This window comes from Mycobacterium sp. IDUB_1 (assembly GCF_055419625.1).
Map to the genome: position 1 here is coordinate 1190775 of NZ_JBVAYA010000001.1, position 17868 is coordinate 1208642.

Below are 17868 nucleotides of genomic sequence, written 5' to 3' on the forward strand. Positions count from 1 at the left end.
GGGATGCCCAGAACATCGGAGCGCGGCGGGCCGCTGACTCGACGGAAGATCTCGGATGTCGCGACCCGGATGTTCCTCGATCGCGGTTTCGACGAGGTGACGGTCGCGCAGGTCGCCAAAGAGGCCGGCGTCTCGAGCGTCACGGTGTTCAAGCACTTCCCGCGCAAGGAGGATCTGCTGTTCGACCGCGTCGACGACGCCGTCGAGATCCTGCGTGAGGCAGTTCAGGACCGGGCGGCCGGCAGCACCGTCCTGGCGTCTCTGCGCGATGCGGCGTTCCGTCTTCTCGACGAACGGCACGCACTGTCCGGCGTCAAGGTCGGATCGATCCCGTTCTATCGGACGGTCGCCGGGTCCCCGGTGTTGATCGCCCGCCTGCGGGAAATCGCTGCCGAGCTCGTGCAGGCGCTGCGTGACGCACTAAAGGCCGACCCGGAGTTCACCGGTGATGCGGAACTGTTCGCCGCCCTCGTCATCGCCGGATACTCCACGGTCTTGACCGCCACCGCGCAGCGGGTCACCGAGGAAGGGTCACCGGATCCCGTGGTCGAGGACCATCGCCACCGACTCGGCCGGCTCTTCGAAGCGCTGCAGAACGGGCTCGCCGGTTAGGCCTGCTCTTCGGCGTCCATCGGCGGCGTCGGGATGCCGGCCGCCTTGGCGGCCTTGCGCCGCTTGTACCACTCCCAGAGCATCGGGGTGATGGACGCGACCGCGATCAGGATGAAGATCGGTTCCAGCAGCTTCTGCACCACCTCGAACTGACCCAGGCCGTAGCCCATCAGCACCAGTCCAACGCCCCACACCACGGCGCCCAGGACGTTGAACGCGGTGAACAGGCCGTAGTTCATCTTCGCCGCGCCCGCGGTGATCGGCGCCAGCGTGCGCACGATCGGGACGAACCGGGCGATAACGATCGCGAACGGTCCGCGCTGCTCGAAGAACAGGTGCGCCTCGTCGAGGTAGCGCTGCTTGAGCACCCGCGAGTTGGGCTTGAACATCGCGGTGCCCAGACTGCGGCCTATCCAGTAGCCCACCTGGCCGCCGAGGATGGCCGCGAGGGGAATGAACACCAGCAGCTGCCAGAGATGGAAGTTCGCGTCGACCGTCGCGGCTTCGGCTGCCGTGCCCGCCGCCAGCATGCCCGCCACGAACAGCAGGGTGTCGCCCGGCAGGATCGGGAACAGCACCCCGGATTCGACGAAGACGACGACCAGGATGCCGATCAGCGCCCAGGTGCCGAAGTAGCCGATGAGCTTGATCGGGTCCAGAAAGTCGGGCATCAGCGCGAGATTGTCGACGACCACGGCCACAAGGGTACCGGCGGCTTAGGCTGAGCCATGCCCACGCACAAGGCCGTCCACGTTCCCGAAGCCAACGCCGCGCTGACCGTCGTCGACGTAGACACGCCGTCGCCGTCGGCGGGCCACGTCCGGCTCGACGTCGCGGCCTGCGGCGTCTGCGGCACCGACCGCGAGTTCCACGCCGGGCACTTCCCGGGCCTGCAGTGGCCGCTGACGCTGGGCCACGAGATCGCCGGCTCGATCGCCGAGGTCGGCGACGGGGTCGAGGACTTCGCCGTCGGTGACCGGGTCGCCGTCGGTTGGTTCGGCGGCAACTGCAACCGCTGTATCCCGTGTCGACAGGGCCACTTCATGCAGTGCGTACGCATGGAGGTGCCGAGCTGGCACTACCCGGGCGGCTACGCCGAATCGGTGACCGTGCCGGCCACCGCGCTGGCCCGCATCCCGGACGGATTGTCGTTCGTCGAGGCGGCGCCAATGGGCTGCGCGGGGGTGACGACGTTCAACGGGTTGCGGCAGACGCGCGCGAAGGCCGGCGACGTCGTCGCGATCCTCGGCGTCGGCGGCCTCGGCCACCTCGGCGTGCAGTTCGCCCGCGCGATGGGCTTCGAGACGGTCGCGATCGCCCGCGGCACCGGGAAGGCCGAGGAGGCCACCCAGCTCGGCGCGCACCACTACATCGACTCGACCGCCCAGGACGTCGCGGCCGAACTCCAGAAGCTGGGCGGGGCCGCGGTGGTCCTCGCGACCGCGAACAACGCCGAGGCGATGGCGGCGACAGTGGGTGGCCTGCGGCCCGAAGGCGAGCTGGTCGCCGTCGGCGTCACGCCTGAGAACCTGCCGATCAGCCCGCTCGACCTGATCAACTCCGGGCTCTCGGTCAGCGGCCACCCGTCCGGCACCTCCCGCGACGTCGAGGAGACCCTGCACTTCGCCGTGCTCAGCGGCGTGCGGGCGATGATCCAGGAGCGGCCGTTGGCCGAGGCCGCCGAAGCGTTCCAGATGATGGATACGGGCAAGGCCCGCTATCGCATGGTTCTGACCGTGTGAGCTTTCACCGCACCTGAGATACTCCAACCACCCAAGCCGAGAGGAACAGTCATGCCCATCGCCACGCCCGAGGTCTACGCCGAGATGCTCGGCCGGGCCAAGGAGCACTCCTTCGCATTCCCCGCGATCAACTGCGTCGGGTCGGAGAGCATCAACGCCGCGATCAAGGGCTTCGCCGACGCCGGGTCCGACGGCATCATCCAGTTCTCGACCGGTGGTACGGAGTTCGCCTCTGGGCTCGGGGTGAAGGACATGGTCACCGGCGCGGTCGCGCTGGCCGAGTTCGCCCACGTCATCGCCGCCAAGTACGACATCACCGTCGCGCTGCACACCGACCACTGCCCCAAGGACAAGCTCGACGGGCTGGTCCGGCCGCTGCTCGCGATCTCCGCCGAGAGGGTCGCCAAGGGTCAGAATCCGCTGTTCCAGTCGCACATGTGGGACGGCTCGGCGGTGCCGATCGACGAGAACCTGGAGATCGCGCAGGAGCTGCTCAAGCAGGCTGCCGCGGCCAAGATCATCCTGGAGATCGAGATCGGCGTGGTCGGCGGCGAGGAGGACGGCGTCGAGGCCGAGATCAACGAGAAGCTCTACACCTCCCCCGAGGATTTCGAGAAGACCATCGAAGCGCTCGGCGCCGGTGAGCACGGCAAGTACCTGCTGGCCGCGACGTTCGGCAACGTGCACGGCGTCTACAAGCCGGGCAACGTCGTCCTCAAGCCGGAGGTGCTGGCCGAAGGTCAGAAGGTCGCGGCAGCCAAGCTCGGGCTGCCCGAGGGCTCCAAGCCGTTCGACTTCGTGTTCCACGGCGGGTCGGGCTCGCTGAAGTCCGAGATCGAGGACTCGCTGAAGTACGGCGTGGTGAAGATGAACGTCGACACCGACACCCAGTACGCGTTCACCCGGCCGATCGTCGGGCACATGTTCAGCAACTACGACGGTGTGCTGAAGGTGGATGGCGAGGTCGGCAACAAGAAGGTCTACGACCCGCGGAGCTACTTCAAGAAGGCCGAGGCGTCGATGAGTGAGCGCGTGGTCGAGGCCTGCAACGACCTGCACAGCGCGGGCCGGAGCGTAAGCGCTTAGCTAGCTACTGGGAGCCTGGCAGATCTTCCACTGCTCGTCGGTGAACTCCAGGTCGAAGCTGCGCGTGGAGCGGGTCTGCGGCGCGTAGGCCATGAACGTGGTCACGTTGGCCTCGGCGTGGTCGCCGTTGACGACGACCTGGTCGACGCTGGCGACGACGGGGTACTGCTTGGCTGCCGCGACACGGGCGTGGGTCTGCTCCCACGCCTTGTCGTTGTAGGCGACGTAGCTGTCGCGGGTGCTGCCGCAGGTGATGCTGCGCAGCGCCGCCAGGTCGCCGTTCTGCACCGCGACGTCGAAGTCGGAGATGGTGGCCCGGACCTTGTCCTCCTGCGAGGCGGCAGGCGACGACCCGCGGGTGAGCAGGATGGTGCCCAGGATCGCGACGGCCGCGAGCGCGGCGATCACCAGCACGATCGCGATGACCCAGCCCCAGCTGCGCTTCTTGGCGGGCGGCTTGGGGGCGTCGTCGCGAGCCGGAATCTTCTGTGGCGCAACGTTTTGCGCGGTGAAGGCCTCGGTCTCGGCGGTGCCACCCGTGCCGAAGACCTCCGTGGCCGGCTCCTGCGGCCTGTTGATGATCTGCGTTGACCCGGCGTCGAATCCCGACGGTGCAGTGAAGCGTCGCTCTCCTGCCGCGGGGTCCTGCTGCTCGTCGGGATCGGCCGGGGCGAACACCTCGGTGGCGGGCTCGTCCTGCGGGTGGGTGGGATCGTCCGGCTGATCCGGGCCAGTGGGGTTCGACATCGGTGCTGCGGTCCTCCTGACGGCTACGGGCGAAGCTTATCCATCCGCGGTGACGGTCCGGTAACCCCGCACGGCACAATGGGGGCCATGACTCGGATGGGCGATCTCCTCGGACCGGAACCTGTACTGCTGCCCGGCGATCCTGAGGCCGAAGCCGAGCTGGACGCCGCGGAGAACCCGGCGATCGTCGCCGCCGCCCACCCGTCGGCGTCAGTGGCATGGGCCGCGCTGGCCGAGGATGCGCTCGACAACGATCAGGCGGTGACCGCCTACGCCTATGCGCGCACCGGCTATCACCGCGGCCTGGATCAGTTGCGCCGCAACGGCTGGAAGGGTTTCGGCCCGGTGCCCTACGCCCACGAACCCAACCGCGGCTTCCTGCGCTGTGTGGCAGCTCTGGCCCGCGCGGCCGACGCGATCGGTGAGGAGCCGGAGTACCAGCGTTGCCTTGACCTGCTCGACGACTGCGATCCGGCCGCGCGCGCAGAGCTCGGGCTGGCTTAGGCCCACAGCGCGGCGATCGTCTCCGACGACGCCCGCTCGACGGCCTGCACCTCGGGTCGCAGGCGGGCGGCGGCCTCCCGCTGATCCCGCGGCCCCGCCTGCGCCGCGTCGAGGACATCGAGCATGTCCAGCGTGATCCGCTGAAGGTCGCGCCGCGCGGTGCGCGCCTCCAGGCTGGCGGCGTCGCCCGCGGCGACGAAACTCTCGGCGATCGTCAGGGCTTCCCGGGTGGCTGCCAGCGCGTCCGGCAGCCGGCGTATCTCCTGCCTACGGGCGAGAGCCAGATAGACCGCCAGGCCGATGGCGCACCCGATCAACGTGTCGACACCACGGGTCAGCAGCAGGTGTCCGACCTGCCCCGGCTCCAGTGGGTGGCTCGCCGTTCCGATGGTCAGTGCGGTGGCGGTGATGAACACCGAGGCCAGCAGGTAGTTGCTGGCGACCAGCATCTCGATCGCGAAGTTCAGTAGGGCCAGCACCGCGGCCAGCAGCCAGCCCTGCGGGTGGATCACGATGATGGCCGCGGCCAGTGCGAGGCCGATCCACGTGCCGACCAGTCGTTCGGCGCCGCGGCGCAGCGCATGCCACAGGGGTGCGCCCTGGTGCAGGATCAGTACCGCCGCGGCCATCGCCCAGTAGGCCCGGTCGACGCCGAGGCCCACGGCGGCGAAGCCGGCCAGCGGCACCCCGATCGCCACTCGGACCATCACCCGGCGCGTCTGCGAGCCGGTGCGCAGCGCCGACCGCAGCAGGTGCTGCGGGGGTGCCGGCGCGGGCGGGCGTTGAGCGGGGTCGCGATGCGCGACGGCGTCCGGATCGGCCTCGAGGCGTCCGACGGCCCGTGCCAGGTCAGCGGTGTCGGGGTCCGCGCGGGCGAACAGCACGTGCACCGCGTGGTTCGCCGCGCGTAGCCGGTGGAGTTGGGAGCTCACCGACGCGGTCGGCTGCTGGTCGATCAGCGTCGTCCACGCCTGGTGCAGCGCGTGCGCCGCGCGATGGCGGGCGGTCTCCTCGTCCGGCCCGCCGATGGCGTCGAGGTAGTCGGCGACGCGATCAGCCGCCGTCTGCACCATGGACCGTTCCGGGCGCCGGAACCCCGTCACCGCGCCGAGCATCTGGACCGTCCAGGCCACCGCGCCGCCCGCCAGCACGAGAGCCCCGATCTGCCGGGGGCTCAGCCGGGACGCCGAGACGCCGATCCCCGCGGCGCAGGCGACGACGAACACGTAGGCGCCCGGCGGACCCACCTTCAGCGCGCTGCACATCCACACCGCGACGACCGCGACGGCGGAGACGGTCAGCACTCCGGCCCACGCGACATCGGCAGCCCAGGAGCCGGCGGCGACCGCGATGGCCAGCGCGATCGCCACCAGGGCGAGTTGCAGGGCGCGGCTCAGGTAGGGGCGGCCGACACCGAAGCGCGAGGTGAAGGCGCCGAGGGTGGCGATCAGGCCGGCGCCGAGATTGCCTGCGGCCACGCCCAGGAGGACGGGGATGGCGGTGCTGACCGCAGCGCGCAGCGCGACGGGCAGCCGTGGCGGGGCTACCGGTTCTGGCTTTCGCACTCGCAGTCGGCGGCCGAATCCGGCGGCTCGACCTGCACCGTCGCATGGTCGAGCCCGCGCGCCGTCAGCACTGCCCGCGCGTCGTCGAGGACTCGGGCGGAGTCGCGCCTGCTGGTCAGGTGCGCGGTCACCATGTCCTTGCCGGGCACCAGCGTCCACACGTGCAGGTCGTGCACCTCGGTGACGCCTTCCACCGCACACAGCGCGGAGCGCAGTTCGTCGACGTCGATGTGGCTGGGCGAGGACTCCGACAGGATGCGCAGCGCGGCACGGGCCAGCGCGATCGCCCGGGGCAGTACCCACAGCGCGACCAGTACCGCGACGACGACGTCGGCGTAGGGCCACCGCGTGGTGACGGTGACGATGCCGGCGATCAGGACTCCGATGCTGCCGACGGTGTCGGCGACGACCTCCATGTAGGCGCCCTTGACCGCGAGGCTGTTCTCCGACTGGGAGCGCAGCAGCAGCACCACGGCCGCGTTGGCGAGCAGGCCGGCCAGCGCGACGACGATCATCGGCACGCCGGGCACGTCAGGCGCACCCCCGAGCCGCTCGAACGCCTCGTAGAGGATGAACCCTGCGACGCCGATCAGCAGTGCGGCGTTGGCGACCGCGGTGAACACCTCGGCGCGGTGCCAGCCGTAGGTCCGGGACGGGGAGGTGCTGCCGCGGTTGGCCAGGAGCACCGCGGTCAGCCCCATGAACATCGCGACCAGGTCGGTCAGCATGTGCCCGGCGTCAGCGAGCAGTGCTATCGAGTTGATGGCGAGCGCGGTGCCCAGTTCGATCGCGAAGAACACGGTCAGGATCGCTGCGGCGATCACCATTCGGGAGACGCGGGCGTCTTTCCCATGGCTGTGGTCATGTCCCGCGCCCATGCCGGCGAATATATGCGTACTAACGCATATATGGCAAGGCTGCTACTGCCAGGCCGACCAGAATCGCGTCAGTTCGCCCCCGACGGCCGACAGATACGCAGGCACCCCGGACAGCTCGAACAGGGCGTAGACCCCCGAGAAGAACCACTGGTTCACACCCGGCGCGAACAGCAGGAGCACCAGCAGCAGAAAGCCCCACTGCTTCGCAGGCGCCACTGCGCGCTGCGTCTGCGGGCTGAGGTGCGGCTCGAGTGCGCCGTAGCCGTCGAGCCCCGGAATCGGCAGGATGTTCAGCAGGAACGCGGTGATCTGCAGGAAGCCCAGGAACGCGACCCCGGCCCAGAACACCGAGTGGCCCGGGTCGTAGAACAGCCGGGTCGCCGTCAGCAGCAGCACCGCGCACACGACGTTCGCCGCCGGGCCCGCGAGGCTGATCAGCGTTCGCTGCCACTTGCCCATCCAGCCGGTCTGCAGATAGACCGCCCCGCCGGGCAGCCCGATCCCGCCGAGCGCGATGAACAGCACCGGCAGCCCGAGCGACAGCAGCGGGTGGGAGTACTTGAGCGGGTTCAGCGTCAGGTAGCCGCGCGCCTCGACGTCGCGGTCGCCGAATCGCCAGGCGGAGTACGCGTGCCCGAACTCGTGCAGACAGAGCGACACGAGCCAGCCGAAGATCACGAAGACGAACACCCCGAGGTAGGCCATCGGGCTCACCTGGTCGGCCGAGAGCCACGTCGCCACGCCGCCGCCGGCCGTGGCGGCGATCAGGACCAGGAACAGGGGGCTCGGCCGCACCGACTGGCGCAGCGGGCCCCCGCCTCTGGTGACGCTCACGAACCCACGCTACCTGCGGCCTACGCGCAACCAGCCCTGCGTGTGGCGGTAGAACGTGGAGCGCCGCACCGGCCGCGCCCCGGCGACGCCGTCGCGCAGTACCAGCGCGCCGGTGGTGCCCAGCTGCGCAGCCCGCCCGACCACCCAACGCCGCGGCCGCCGCCGGCCGGTCAGCACCGCGGCGCGCAACCCGGGCAGCTGTCCGATCGGCTCGACGCGAACCCCCGCCACCTCGCCGTCGAACAGCACGGTGTCGTCGACGACGGCCTCACCATGCAGGGTCCGCTGTCCCTCGGTCGGTCGCCACAGCGCCGAGCCGACGACGACCGCGCCGGTCTCGTCCCTGATCAGCGGTACCCGAGTGGCGGGCGCGTGCAGCGACCGGCGAGCGCCGAGCGCGCGGCGAATATGGGCGACCTCGACGTCGAGACGGTCAGCGCGCAGCAGTGCCTTCAGCGCGGCGGCCAGATCGGCGTCGGAGCCGACCACGACCACGCGACGCCAGGCCCCGATTCCGTCCAGATCGGTGCGCGGAAGGTGGCGCAGCGGACGCGGCACCCGGGCACCGCCGAGGTTGCACACCGCGACAGACGGGTGCGCAGCGCGCGATCGGATAAGGTAGCTCACCGGCTGCACACACTATGCACAGCATTCGAGCGGGAGAGGCGCGGCATGCCGGCAATCGTCCTCATCGGCGCCCAGTGGGGCGACGAGGGCAAAGGTAAGGCCACCGACCTGCTCGGTGGGCGGGTTCAGTGGGTGGTGCGCTACCAGGGCGGCAACAACGCCGGCCACACGGTGGTGCTTCCGACGGGGGAGAACTTCGCCCTGCACCTCATTCCGTCGGGCATTCTGACGCCCGGCGTGACCAACGTGATCGGCAACGGCGTCGTTGTCGACCCGGGTGTCCTGCTGACGGAGCTACGTGGCCTCGAGGAACGCGGTGTGGACACCGGGCGGCTGCTCCTGTCGGCCGACGCGCACCTGCTGATGCCCTATCACGTGGCGATCGACAAGGTCGTCGAGAGATACGCGGGCAGCAAGAAGATCGGCACCACCGGCCGCGGCATCGGCCCCTGTTACCAGGACAAGATCGCGCGGCAGGGTATCCGGGTCGCCGACGTCCTCGACCCGGGCCTGCTGGCCGAAAAGATCGAGGGCGCACTGGAATTCAAGAACCAGGTGCTGGTCAAGATCTACAACCGCAAGGCGCTCGACGCGGGCGAGGTGGTCGACAACCTGCTGGCCCAAGCCGAGGGCTTCCGGCATCGCATCGCCGACACCCGACTGCTGCTCAACACCGCACTCGACCAGGGTGAGACGGTGCTGCTCGAGGGGTCGCAGGGCACGCTGCTCGACGTCGACCACGGCACGTATCCCTTTGTCACGTCGTCGAATCCGACGTCCGGCGGGGCGGCCGTCGGCTCCGGGATCGGGCCCACCCGCATCACGACGGTGCTGGGCATCCTCAAGGCGTACACGACGCGGGTGGGGTCTGGTCCGTTCCCGACCGAGCTGTTCGACGAGTACGGCGAGTACCTGGCCAAGACCGGCGGCGAGATCGGTGTCACGACCGGCCGGCGGCGCCGCTGCGGCTGGTTCGACGCCGTCATCGCCCGGTACGCGACCCGCGTCAACGGCATCACCGACTACTTCCTGACCAAGCTCGACGTGCTCTCCAGCCTGCAGACAGTGCCGATCTGCGTGGGCTACACCGTCGACGGCAAGCGGACCGACGAGATGCCGATGACCCAGAGCGACATCGCCCGCGCCGAACCGATCTACGAGGAACTGCCCGGGTGGTGGGAGGACATCTCCGGTGCGCGCGAGTTCGACGACCTGCCCGCCAAGGCGCGTGACTACGTGCTGCGTCTGGAGGATCTCGCCGGGGCCCACGTGTCGTGCATCGGTGTCGGACCGGGCCGGGACCAGACCATCGTGCGCCGCGACGTGCTGGCGTGACCGACGGCACCCGGGGCGGGTTTCCTGATCTCCAGCCGATCACCCCGCCGCCCGGGTTCGCCCGGTTCCTGGCGGCCATGCGCCGCGCCCAGGACCTCGCGGTGTCGGCCGATCCGGGCGACGCGACGTGGGACGACGCGGCCGATCAGGTGGAGCGGCTGGTCGAGCTCCTGACCCCGTTCGAGGCCGCCGAGGGGGTGGGGCCCGCGAGCCGGGCGCCGTCGCTGCCGGGCATGGGGAGCTTGCTGATGCCTCCCTTTCGGGTCACCGAGTTCACTGACGCAGGCGTTGAACTGCAGGTAGAGTTCAGTCGGTTCTCGGTGGGCGGGAACCGTGCCGTCCACGGTGGAGTGTTGCCGTTGCTGTTCGACAGCATCTTCGGAATGGTGATCCATGCGACTGGACGCCCGATCAGCCGGACCGCGTTCCTGCACGTGGACTACCGCAACGTGACGCCGATCGACACGGTGCTGACCGCCAGGGGCTGGCTGCGCGAAGCGCAGGATCGCAAGGCGTTCGTCAACGCCGAGTTGCGCGGCCCGGACGGCACCCTGCTCGCCGAGGCGAACGGACTGATGATCCGGCTGCTTCCCGGACAGCCGTAGCGGCGTCTTCAGGGGGGCGATGGACAAGGGTTTACGCGAGTACCTGCTGATCTGGTGGCAGCAGCCATCTGACTTCGAGTGGACGAAGCGGCATCTGCGCTCGCGCGGACTTCTCAAGCTCCACGCGGTGTTCATCGGCTCGTTCTCGTTTCTCTACGGGCTGACCGCGCTGCTGACGGTGATGTGGTCGGCGCATGACGGTGGTGCGGTGTCGGGTCGCCCGCTCGTGCTCGCGGTGGCGTTCAGTTCCGCGATACTCGGCGTGCTCTGGATGTTCGCCCCGTTCCCGTCGGCGCTGCAGTCGGCGTTGTTCGCCGTCTACGCCGACCTCGCTGTGCTGGCGGTGATCGCGTGCTATCAGGATGCGTTCACCGCGATGCCCGGCTTGGCGCTGCTCGCGGCGAACGGGATCTACGTCGTGATCGTGCACGGCCCGCGCGCGTTGGCCGTGCATCTGGCGTTCACCGTCGCCGCGTTCGCGCTTCTCTACGTGATGGCTCTGGCGCAGGACACCCAGGCCACCAGCGTCATCACGATCCGCCTGCTGGTGTTGCTGCCCGTCGTGGTCGGCGTTCCGGTGATCGTGCAGTCGTACCTGCTCGCGCTGCGAATGGGTGCCGTCGATTCGTTGCAGGATCCGCTGACCCGGTTGTTGAACCGGCGGGGGCTCGAGGAGGACGTGGCCGATCTGCTGCCGCCCGGCGGCGCGCATCTGGGGGTGCTCGCTGTCGACATCGACAAATTCAAGGCGATCAACGACGGCCACGGCCATGACGTGGGAGATCAGGTATTGGTCTCGGTGGCCAACGCGCTGCGCGACGCCGCTGCGCCCGCCGAGGTGCCGTCGCTGATCGCCCGCACCGGCGGTGAGGAGTTCGCGGTGGTGCTCGCGGCCCCGCCGGCGGCGGTGCGCTCGGTCGCCGCGCGTTTACACGACGCGGTGGCCCGCTGCGGGGCCACCGTGGTGCCGACGGTCAGCGTCGGGGTCGCGACGGCGTGGACCTCCGACCGGGAGGCCCCCTCTACGGTGCGCACGCTGCTCGAACTGGCCGACGGCGCGATGTACCGCGCGAAGAGCGTGGGCGGCAACCAGACCGTGGTTGTCGGCGCATGACGGAGCCCGCGGCACGCCAACTGCGCAGCCTCACCACTCCGCGTGCCGCGGCGCTGGCCGGAGTGGTGTTCGCGGTGCTGTTCGCGGCCGTGCTCGTGGCGCTGCGGCTGCCCGAGCCGGCGACCACTACTCGACTGCGCATCTCGATCGTGCTGACGCCGTTCGCGGGCATCGCGTTCCTGTGGTTCATCGGTGTGGTTCGCGACAGCCTGGGCCGGCTCGAGGACCGGTTCTTCACCACGGTGTTCCTCGGCAGCGGCCTGCTGTTCCTGGCGATGGTGTTCGCGGGGACCGCGGTCGAGGCGGGTCTGTTGGCCGGCAGGGCGGCCGGTATCGAGGCCGACCCCGAGGTGGTCGCGTTCGCCCACGGACTGCTGCTCGCGCTGACCAACACCTATGCGCTGCGGATGGCGGCGGTCTTCATGATGTCGCTGGCCACCATCTGGTTGCGGACGGGCCTGATGCCGCGATGGCTGGTGGTCACGACCTATCTGGTCGCGCTCAGCGTGCTCGTCGCCGGTGACGTCAGCCCGTGGATGACGTTGACGTTCCCGGCCTGGGTGCTGGTGGTCAGCCTGCTGATGTTGCGTCGCCCGCCGAGTCGTCCTGCAGCGTCAACGCCGCCGCCGGACAGAGGTTGACGGCCTGACGTGCCCGGTCTTCGGCGTCGCCACTCACCGCGTCGGTGAGCACGACGACCACGCCGTCGTCGTCCTGGTCGAACACGTCGGCGGCCACCATCACGCAGTTGCCGGCCTGGATGCAGATCTCGCGGTCGGCGCTGACCCGGCTCACCACCGCACCGCCAGCGATGCGACGCCGTAGATGAAGTGGAAGGACCGGAACGCGATGTCGTCGATGTCGTCGGCGAGCGTCAGCGTCGGGAAGCGGCGCAGCAGCGCCGGGAACGCGATCTGCATCTCCATCCGCGCCAGCGGCGCACCCAGGCAGTGGTGCACGCCGTGGCCGAAGGCCAGGTGACCCGGTGCGCCCCGGCTGATGTCGAGTGTCTCCGGCGCGGAGATGACGTGGGGATCGCGGTTGGCCGCCGGCAGCGAGGCGAACACCAGCCGCCCGGCCGGGATGTGCACCCCGGCGAGCTCGACGTCGGTGGTGGTGATGCGGGGGATCGAGCTGTGCACGATCGACAGGTAGCGCAGCAGCTCCTCGATGGCCGGGCCCACCGCCGCGGGATCGTCGCGCACCGCCGCCATCTGCTCGGGGTGGCGGAGCAGCGCCAGCGTGCCGAGCGCCAGCATGTTCGACGTGGTCTCGTGCCCGGCGAGCAGCAGCAGCCCCGCGATGCCGATCAGCTCGTCGTCGGTGAGCTCGGCGCCGTGCTCGCGCACCAGCATGCCGAGGATGTCCTCGCCCGGCGCCACACGGGCCCGGTCGACGAGCGAACCCATGTAGGCGCGGCCCTCCTGCTGCAACTGCAGGCGTTCGGGGATCGGAATGGACAGGTCGAGCTGGCGGGCGCTGCGGCGCTGGAAGTCGTCGCGGTCGGCGTAGGGAACGCCGAGCAGCTCGCAGATCACCAGCGAGGGCACGGGCAGCGTGACGTGCTCGACGAGGTCGGCCGGGGAGCCGGCGGCCTCGAGGGCGTCGAGCTGGGCGTCGACGATCTCGACGATGCGGGGCGCCAACCGCTGGATCCGCCGGATCGTGAACTCCGGGGTGAGCATGCGTCGAAGTCGTTGGTGCTCAGGGGGATCGAGGCCCAGCAGGTTGCCGGCGCGGTTGCGCGCGGCATCCTCCTCGTCGATCGGGGGAGCGCCGGCGACGACGAATCCGGGCGGCCTGCCGTTGGAGAACCGCGCGTGATCGCTGAGCACGGTCTTGACGTCCTCGTGGCGGGTCACCAGGAACACCTGCATGACAAAGGCATTGGTGACGCTGGCGACGCCGACGCCGTCACGGATCTGGGCCAGCATCGGCGTCGGATCGAGGCCGTCGCGGCGCATGTGCAGCGGTGGCAGCCTGGCGTCCGGTTCAGTGCGGGTATCGGCCTGACTCATGTCTCGACGCTACGCGCCGCCGTGTGCAGCTACCGTCCCGCGCGCAGGGCCGGCCACCAGATCTTCGGGCCGATGAGCGTGAACAGCGCGGGGATCACGACGGTCCTCACGACGAACGTGTCCAGCAAAATGCCCAATCCGACGATGATGCCGACCTGTGTCAGCGCGATCAGCGGCAGCACACCCAGCACGCAGAACACCGCCGCCAACACGATGCCCGCGCTGGTGATCACCGCTCCGGTTGCCGAGACGGCCCGGACGATCCCGTCGCGGGTGCCGTGCTCCGGCGTCTCCTCGCGTGCCCGGGTGACCAGGAAGATCGTGTAGTCCACGCCGAGGGCGACGAGGAACAGCAGCGCGAACAGCGGCACGGTGTTGTCCAGTGCGGGGAACCCGAACACGTGCACGCTGGCCCAGCCGCCGAGGCCGAGCGCGGCCAGGGCACTGAGCACGGTGACCGCGACCAGGATCAGCGGCGCCAGTGCGGAGCGCAGCAGCACGAACAGCACCAGCAGCACGACTGCGAGGATCGCGGGCACCACGAGGGTGCGGTCGCGGCCGGCGGCCCCCGCCGCGTCCCTGGCCTTGGCGTCGGAGCCACCGACCAGGCTGTCGGCGTCGGCGCCGTGCACCGCGGTCCGCAGCGCGTCGATCGTGTCGAACGCCTCGTCGGAGGCGGGTTCGGCGGCCAGCACCACGGACCACTGCGTCAGGCCCTGCGGTGAGGTGCCGGCCGGGTTGACGGAGACGACGCCCGGGGTGGCGGTGATCGCCTGCTGGACCTGGGCGGCGCGGTCGGTCGAGGCGATGACGAGCGTGGGATCGGTGACGCCGCTGGGGAAGTGCTCCGACAGGGTGTCGAAACCGCTCACCGATTCGGCCTGCACGCGGAACTGTTCGGTCTGCGACAACCCGATCGGCGTGCTCAGCAGGCCGGTGCACAGCAGCCCCAGCACGCCGATCGCGACGACGGAGACCACGGCGGGCTTGCGCGCCACCCCGTCGGCGACGCGGTGCCAGGCGCCGCCCTCGGTCAGCGCCGTCGCACCCACGCGGGGAATGAAGGGCCAGAACAGCTTCCGGCCGAAGAGGTCGAGGAACGGCGGCAACACCAGCAGTACGAACACCGCGGCGACGACGAGGCCGGACGCGGCCTGGACCCCGAGGCTGCGGGTGCTCGGGGAGGAGGCGAGCAGCAGGGTCAGCAGCGCCAGCACCACGGTCGCGTTGCTCGCGATGATCGCCGGCCCCGCCCTGCGCACGGCGGTGGCGAGCGCGGTGTGGTGAGAGTCGTTGCCGGATCGGGGGCGGCCCAGCTCTTCCCGATAGCGCGAGATGAGCAGCAGCGCGTAGTTGGTGCCCGCGCCGAACACGAGCACGCTGGTGATGCCGCCCGTCGAGCCGTCCGGCGACATGCCGAGCCCTTCGGCGACGGCCGTGCCCACCACGCCGCCGACCCGGTCGGCGAACGCGATCACCAGCAGCGGTACCAGCCACAGCACCGGCGAGCGATAGGTGACGATCAGCAGCAGGGCCACCACCGCCGCGGTGACGGCGAGCAGGGTGACGTTGGCACCGGAGAATGAATCGGCGATGTCGGCGCCGAACGCGGGGCCGCCGGTGACCTGGGCGCGCAGCTGCGGGTCCAGACCGTCGGTGGCCGCGCTGCGGAGCTTCGTGACCTCGTCGCCGAGCGCGAATCCGGACAGGTCGGCCGGTAGCGGGACGACGGCGATCGCGGCCTGACCGTCCTCGGAGACCTGAAGGGGTGGCCCGCCGGGGCCGGCGTCGGCCGTGGCCAGCATGCGCTGACGCGCCGCGTCGGCGGCCGCCTGGTCTGCTGGGCTGAGCGCGGCGCCGTCGGCGCGGGTCAGGACCATCAGCGCAGGCGCCTGATCGCCGCCGGGGAAGTCGGCGCGGAGCTGGTCGGCGCGCGTCGACTCGGCGCTGGCGGGTACGGGTACCGGCGACTGCTCGGCGGAGGAGCCGCCGCTCAACAGCCCGAGGGAGGCGCCGGACACGACGATGATCATCAGTGCGATCACCCACGACAGTCGTCTGCTCATACCGGTCAATATTTCAGATACTTAACCGTTAATCAAATGAACAACCTGTACGATGTCGGCATGGCTGACGACGACCGCGCAGCGCTGGAAGGGCTCATCGCCGCCGACGTACGTGCGCTCACTGCGCAGTCCGACCAGATCGGCCATGCCTTCGCCGCCCGTCACGGGCTGTCGGACAACGACTTCCGGGCCCTGCTGCATGTGCTGGTGGCCGAGACCACGGGCGAGCCGCTGGCCGCCGGCGGGTTGCGTGCCCGGATGGGGGTGTCCGGCGCGGCGATCACCTATCTGGTCGAGCGGATGATCGCCTCCGGTCATGTGCTGCGCGAGCCCGATCCCGATGACCGGCGCAAGGTCAAACTGCGGGTGGCCGAGCACGGCATGGACGTGGCCCGCGAGTTCTTCACCCCCCTGGCCCACCACCTCAGCAGCGCGCTGGCCGACGTGCCCGACGCTGATCTGCGGGCCGCTCACCGGGTGTTCGGCGCCATCGTCGAGGCGATGAGCGGGTTTCACTCCGATCTGGGCGTCACGTCCGACTGAGGGTTCTGGCAGGCTGGATGCTCGATGAGTGAGACGACTGCGGCCGAGATGACATCGGTGCTGCTCCTGCGGGGTGGCGAACACACGCACGACCTGGCGCTGGCCTTCGAGCGGCTGGGCGCGCGGGTGACGGTGTCCGACGACATGGCCGCGATGACGGATGCGGACGCGTTGACCGCGCTGATCGACGCAACCCAGCCCCGAGTCGTCGTCGCCGACGCCGACGGGGTGGCCACCGACGCGCTGCTCGCCGCTGCCGACCGCGAGGACGTCGAGGTGGTGCCGACGCCGCGCGCGCTGCGGCTGTCGGTGGACGGGGAAGCGCTGCGCCGGCTGGCCGCCGACGAGCTCGGGTTGCCCACGGCGCCGTTCTGGTTCGCCGGCTCGGTGGCCGAATTGACCGCGGTCGCCCAGCACGCGGGGTTCCCGCTGCTGGTCAAGCCGGTGACCGCCGCGCCCGGCGAAGGGGAGTCTGTCGTGCTGCGGCCCGACGACATCGAGCCGGCGTGGCGCAGCGCGGTGGCCGGCGGCCGGCTGAGCCTGCAGCGAGTGCTGGCCGAGACCGTGGTCGAGATCGACGTCGCCGTGACGCTGCTGACCGTGCGCACCACCGGCCCGTCGGGGCCGGTGGTCAGCTTCTGCGAACCCATCGGCCACCACCGGGAGTCTGCCGAGACACTGGAATCCTGGCAGCCGCAGCATCTTTCGGCTGCCGCGCTGGACGCGGCGAAGTCGATCGCGGCGCGGATCGTCAACTCCCTTGGCGGGCGCGGCGTGTTCGCGGTCGAGCTGCTGGTGCGCGGCGACGAGGTGTACTTCAGCGATGTCGCACCCCGGCCGCAGGACAGCGCACTGGTGACGTTGCGCTCGCAGCGCCTGTCCGCCGTCGAGCTGCATGCCCGGGCGATCCTCGGGCTCCCAGTCGACACGATCATGATCTCGCCGGCGGCGATGGAGGTCTCCTCAGACGGGTACGACGCCGCCGACACCCCGTGGCGCGCGGCACTGGGCGCAGCGCTCGAGGTCGCGGAGAGCGACGTGCGATTGTTCTCGTCGCAGCGCTGGCTGGCCACCGCCACCGCGCCGGATCCGATCGTCGCCCGTGATCGCGCCCGCCGCGTCGCGTCGGCGCTGCGCAGGCTGACGTGACCGAGCCCGACGAGTCCACCGGCACGTCGGCGGCGCCGTTCCTGGGTGCGCTGGCCATCATTGTCGCCATCGTGATCACAATCTGGTTGTTCACGCTGTTCTCCGGCGGCGAGCTCACCGACGAGCAGCTCATCGGGCGCGCTGCGGCCGGCCAGAACGACGCGCTGCAGCGAGACGACTACACGGATTTCCGCAGCTTCACGTGCGCCGCGCAGGTGGGTACCGAGGCGGACATCCTTGCCAGGCAACGTGATTCGAAGGCCAAGCAAGGTGAGCGATTCCTCGACGGGGTGACGACCGTCAAGGTCGACGGGGAGCGGGCCACGGCATCGGTCACCTATCACTTCGCCAACGCGCCGGACGCCAAGCAGACCTCGGACATCGCGTTCGCACGGGAGGACGGGACGTGGAAGGTCTGTTCGACCGGCCCCAGCTAGCTGTGC

At 70.1% G+C, this 17868-nt stretch carries 20 protein-coding genes; 11 read left to right on the top strand and 9 right to left on the bottom strand.

The features are described 5' to 3' along the window. Positions 1 to 3 precede the first annotated feature (3 nt). Positions 4 to 612, top strand: coding sequence for a TetR/AcrR family transcriptional regulator (locus tag ACZYYX_RS05970; protein ID WP_463813512.1), 609 nt, complete (start codon positions 4 to 6; stop codon positions 610 to 612). Here ACZYYX_RS05970 and ACZYYX_RS05975 read toward each other — a convergent pair. Beyond that, positions 609 to 1283 carry a DedA family protein gene (locus ACZYYX_RS05975; protein WP_463814821.1) on the bottom strand — a complete coding sequence of 225 codons (675 nt, stop codon included), beginning with the start codon at positions 1281 to 1283 and terminating at the stop codon, positions 609 to 611. The genes ACZYYX_RS05970 and ACZYYX_RS05975 overlap by 4 nt on opposite strands. A gap of 57 nt (positions 1284 to 1340) precedes the next feature. Between ACZYYX_RS05975 and ACZYYX_RS05980 the strand changes: the two genes are divergently transcribed. Together ACZYYX_RS05980 and fbaA are read left to right on the top strand one after the other, a co-directional pair. Continuing rightward, complete coding sequence (locus ACZYYX_RS05980) at positions 1341 to 2354, top strand: alcohol dehydrogenase catalytic domain-containing protein (RefSeq protein ID WP_463813513.1); 1014 nt, start codon at positions 1341 to 1343, stop codon at positions 2352 to 2354. Between the two features lie 51 nt (positions 2355 to 2405). Next, on the top strand, positions 2406 to 3440 hold the full coding sequence (gene fbaA / locus ACZYYX_RS05985) for a class II fructose-bisphosphate aldolase (protein ID WP_463813514.1): 1035 nt from the start codon (positions 2406 to 2408) through the stop codon (positions 3438 to 3440). Here fbaA and ACZYYX_RS05990 read toward each other — a convergent pair whose 3' ends face one another. Next, positions 3441 to 4187 (bottom strand): Rv0361 family membrane protein, encoded by a 747-nt coding sequence (locus tag ACZYYX_RS05990; protein ID WP_463813515.1) that lies wholly within the window; start codon positions 4185 to 4187, stop codon positions 3441 to 3443. An 87-nt stretch (positions 4188 to 4274) separates the two neighbouring features. Between ACZYYX_RS05990 and ACZYYX_RS05995 the strand changes: the two genes are divergently transcribed. After that, positions 4275 to 4691, top strand: coding sequence for a DUF3151 domain-containing protein (locus ACZYYX_RS05995; RefSeq protein ID WP_463813516.1), 417 nt, complete (start codon positions 4275 to 4277; stop codon positions 4689 to 4691). Here ACZYYX_RS05995 and ACZYYX_RS06000 read toward each other — a convergent pair. From ACZYYX_RS06000 to ACZYYX_RS06015, 4 genes are read right to left on the bottom strand one after another with little or no spacing between them, the layout of a single operon-like run. Continuing rightward, a complete protein-coding gene (locus ACZYYX_RS06000; protein ID WP_463813517.1) occupies positions 4688 to 6256 on the bottom strand; it encodes an FUSC family protein in 1569 nt (522 codons plus the stop codon). The two genes, ACZYYX_RS05995 and ACZYYX_RS06000, sit on opposite strands and share 4 nt — an antisense overlap. After that, on the bottom strand, positions 6235 to 7134 hold the full coding sequence (locus ACZYYX_RS06005; protein WP_463813518.1) for a cation diffusion facilitator family transporter: 900 nt from the start codon (positions 7132 to 7134) through the stop codon (positions 6235 to 6237). The genes ACZYYX_RS06000 and ACZYYX_RS06005 overlap by 22 nt, the downstream gene beginning before the upstream one ends. A gap of 42 nt (positions 7135 to 7176) precedes the next feature. After that, complete coding sequence (locus tag ACZYYX_RS06010; protein ID WP_463813519.1) at positions 7177 to 7968, bottom strand: site-2 protease family protein; 792 nt, start codon at positions 7966 to 7968, stop codon at positions 7177 to 7179. Positions 7969 to 7977: 9 nt separating this feature from the next. Continuing rightward, the gene (locus ACZYYX_RS06015; RefSeq protein ID WP_463813520.1) at positions 7978 to 8526 is read right to left on the bottom strand and encodes a hypothetical protein; all 549 of its coding nucleotides are present in this window, start codon (positions 8524 to 8526) and stop codon (positions 7978 to 7980) included. A gap of 114 nt (positions 8527 to 8640) precedes the next feature. Between ACZYYX_RS06015 and ACZYYX_RS06020 the strand changes: the two genes are divergently transcribed. Genes ACZYYX_RS06020 through ACZYYX_RS06035 form a run of 4 tightly spaced genes read left to right on the top strand, consistent with a single transcriptional unit; the run spans position 8641 to position 12290 of the window. Continuing rightward, positions 8641 to 9930, top strand: coding sequence for an adenylosuccinate synthase (locus ACZYYX_RS06020; protein WP_463813521.1), 1290 nt, complete (start codon positions 8641 to 8643; stop codon positions 9928 to 9930). Further along, positions 9927 to 10535 carry a PaaI family thioesterase gene (locus ACZYYX_RS06025; RefSeq protein WP_463813522.1) on the top strand — a complete coding sequence of 203 codons (609 nt, stop codon included), beginning with the start codon at positions 9927 to 9929 and terminating at the stop codon, positions 10533 to 10535. The genes ACZYYX_RS06020 and ACZYYX_RS06025 overlap by 4 nt, the downstream gene beginning before the upstream one ends. Before the next feature lie 19 nt (positions 10536 to 10554). Further along, entirely contained in the window at positions 10555 to 11649 is a 1095-nt protein-coding gene (locus tag ACZYYX_RS06030) for a GGDEF domain-containing protein (protein WP_463813523.1), read from the top strand. After that, positions 11646 to 12290, top strand: coding sequence for a hypothetical protein (locus ACZYYX_RS06035; protein ID WP_463813524.1), 645 nt, complete (start codon positions 11646 to 11648; stop codon positions 12288 to 12290). Before ACZYYX_RS06030 ends, ACZYYX_RS06035 begins: the two co-directional genes overlap by 4 nt. On the opposite strand, the gene ACZYYX_RS06040 is transcribed toward ACZYYX_RS06035, so the two are convergent. From ACZYYX_RS06040 to ACZYYX_RS06050, 3 genes are read right to left on the bottom strand one after another with little or no spacing between them, the layout of a single operon-like run. Continuing rightward, positions 12220 to 12390, bottom strand: a complete 171-nt coding sequence (locus tag ACZYYX_RS06040) for a 4Fe-4S domain-containing protein (protein WP_463814822.1) — start codon at positions 12388 to 12390, stop codon at positions 12220 to 12222. The genes ACZYYX_RS06035 and ACZYYX_RS06040 overlap by 71 nt on opposite strands. A 50-nt stretch (positions 12391 to 12440) precedes the next feature. Continuing rightward, a complete protein-coding gene (locus ACZYYX_RS06045) occupies positions 12441 to 13667 on the bottom strand; it encodes a cytochrome P450 (RefSeq protein WP_463813525.1) in 1227 nt (408 codons plus the stop codon). Between the two features lie 29 nt (positions 13668 to 13696). Next, positions 13697 to 15733, bottom strand: coding sequence for an MMPL family transporter (locus tag ACZYYX_RS06050; RefSeq protein WP_463813526.1), 2037 nt, complete (start codon positions 15731 to 15733; stop codon positions 13697 to 13699). Between the two features lie 60 nt (positions 15734 to 15793). Here ACZYYX_RS06050 and ACZYYX_RS06055 point away from each other — a divergent pair, with 60 nt between their 5' ends. From ACZYYX_RS06055 to ACZYYX_RS06065, 3 genes are read left to right on the top strand one after another with little or no spacing between them, the layout of a single operon-like run. Beyond that, positions 15794 to 16276, top strand: a complete 483-nt coding sequence (locus tag ACZYYX_RS06055; RefSeq protein WP_463813527.1) for a MarR family winged helix-turn-helix transcriptional regulator — start codon at positions 15794 to 15796, stop codon at positions 16274 to 16276. Between the two features lie 24 nt (positions 16277 to 16300). Beyond that, positions 16301 to 17425 carry a formate-dependent phosphoribosylglycinamide formyltransferase gene (purT, locus tag ACZYYX_RS06060; protein WP_463813528.1) on the top strand — a complete coding sequence of 375 codons (1125 nt, stop codon included), beginning with the start codon at positions 16301 to 16303 and terminating at the stop codon, positions 17423 to 17425. Continuing rightward, positions 17422 to 17862 carry an Rv0361 family membrane protein gene (locus tag ACZYYX_RS06065; RefSeq protein ID WP_463813529.1) on the top strand — a complete coding sequence of 147 codons (441 nt, stop codon included), beginning with the start codon at positions 17422 to 17424 and terminating at the stop codon, positions 17860 to 17862. Before purT ends, ACZYYX_RS06065 begins: the two co-directional genes overlap by 4 nt. Positions 17863 to 17868 lie beyond the last annotated feature (6 nt).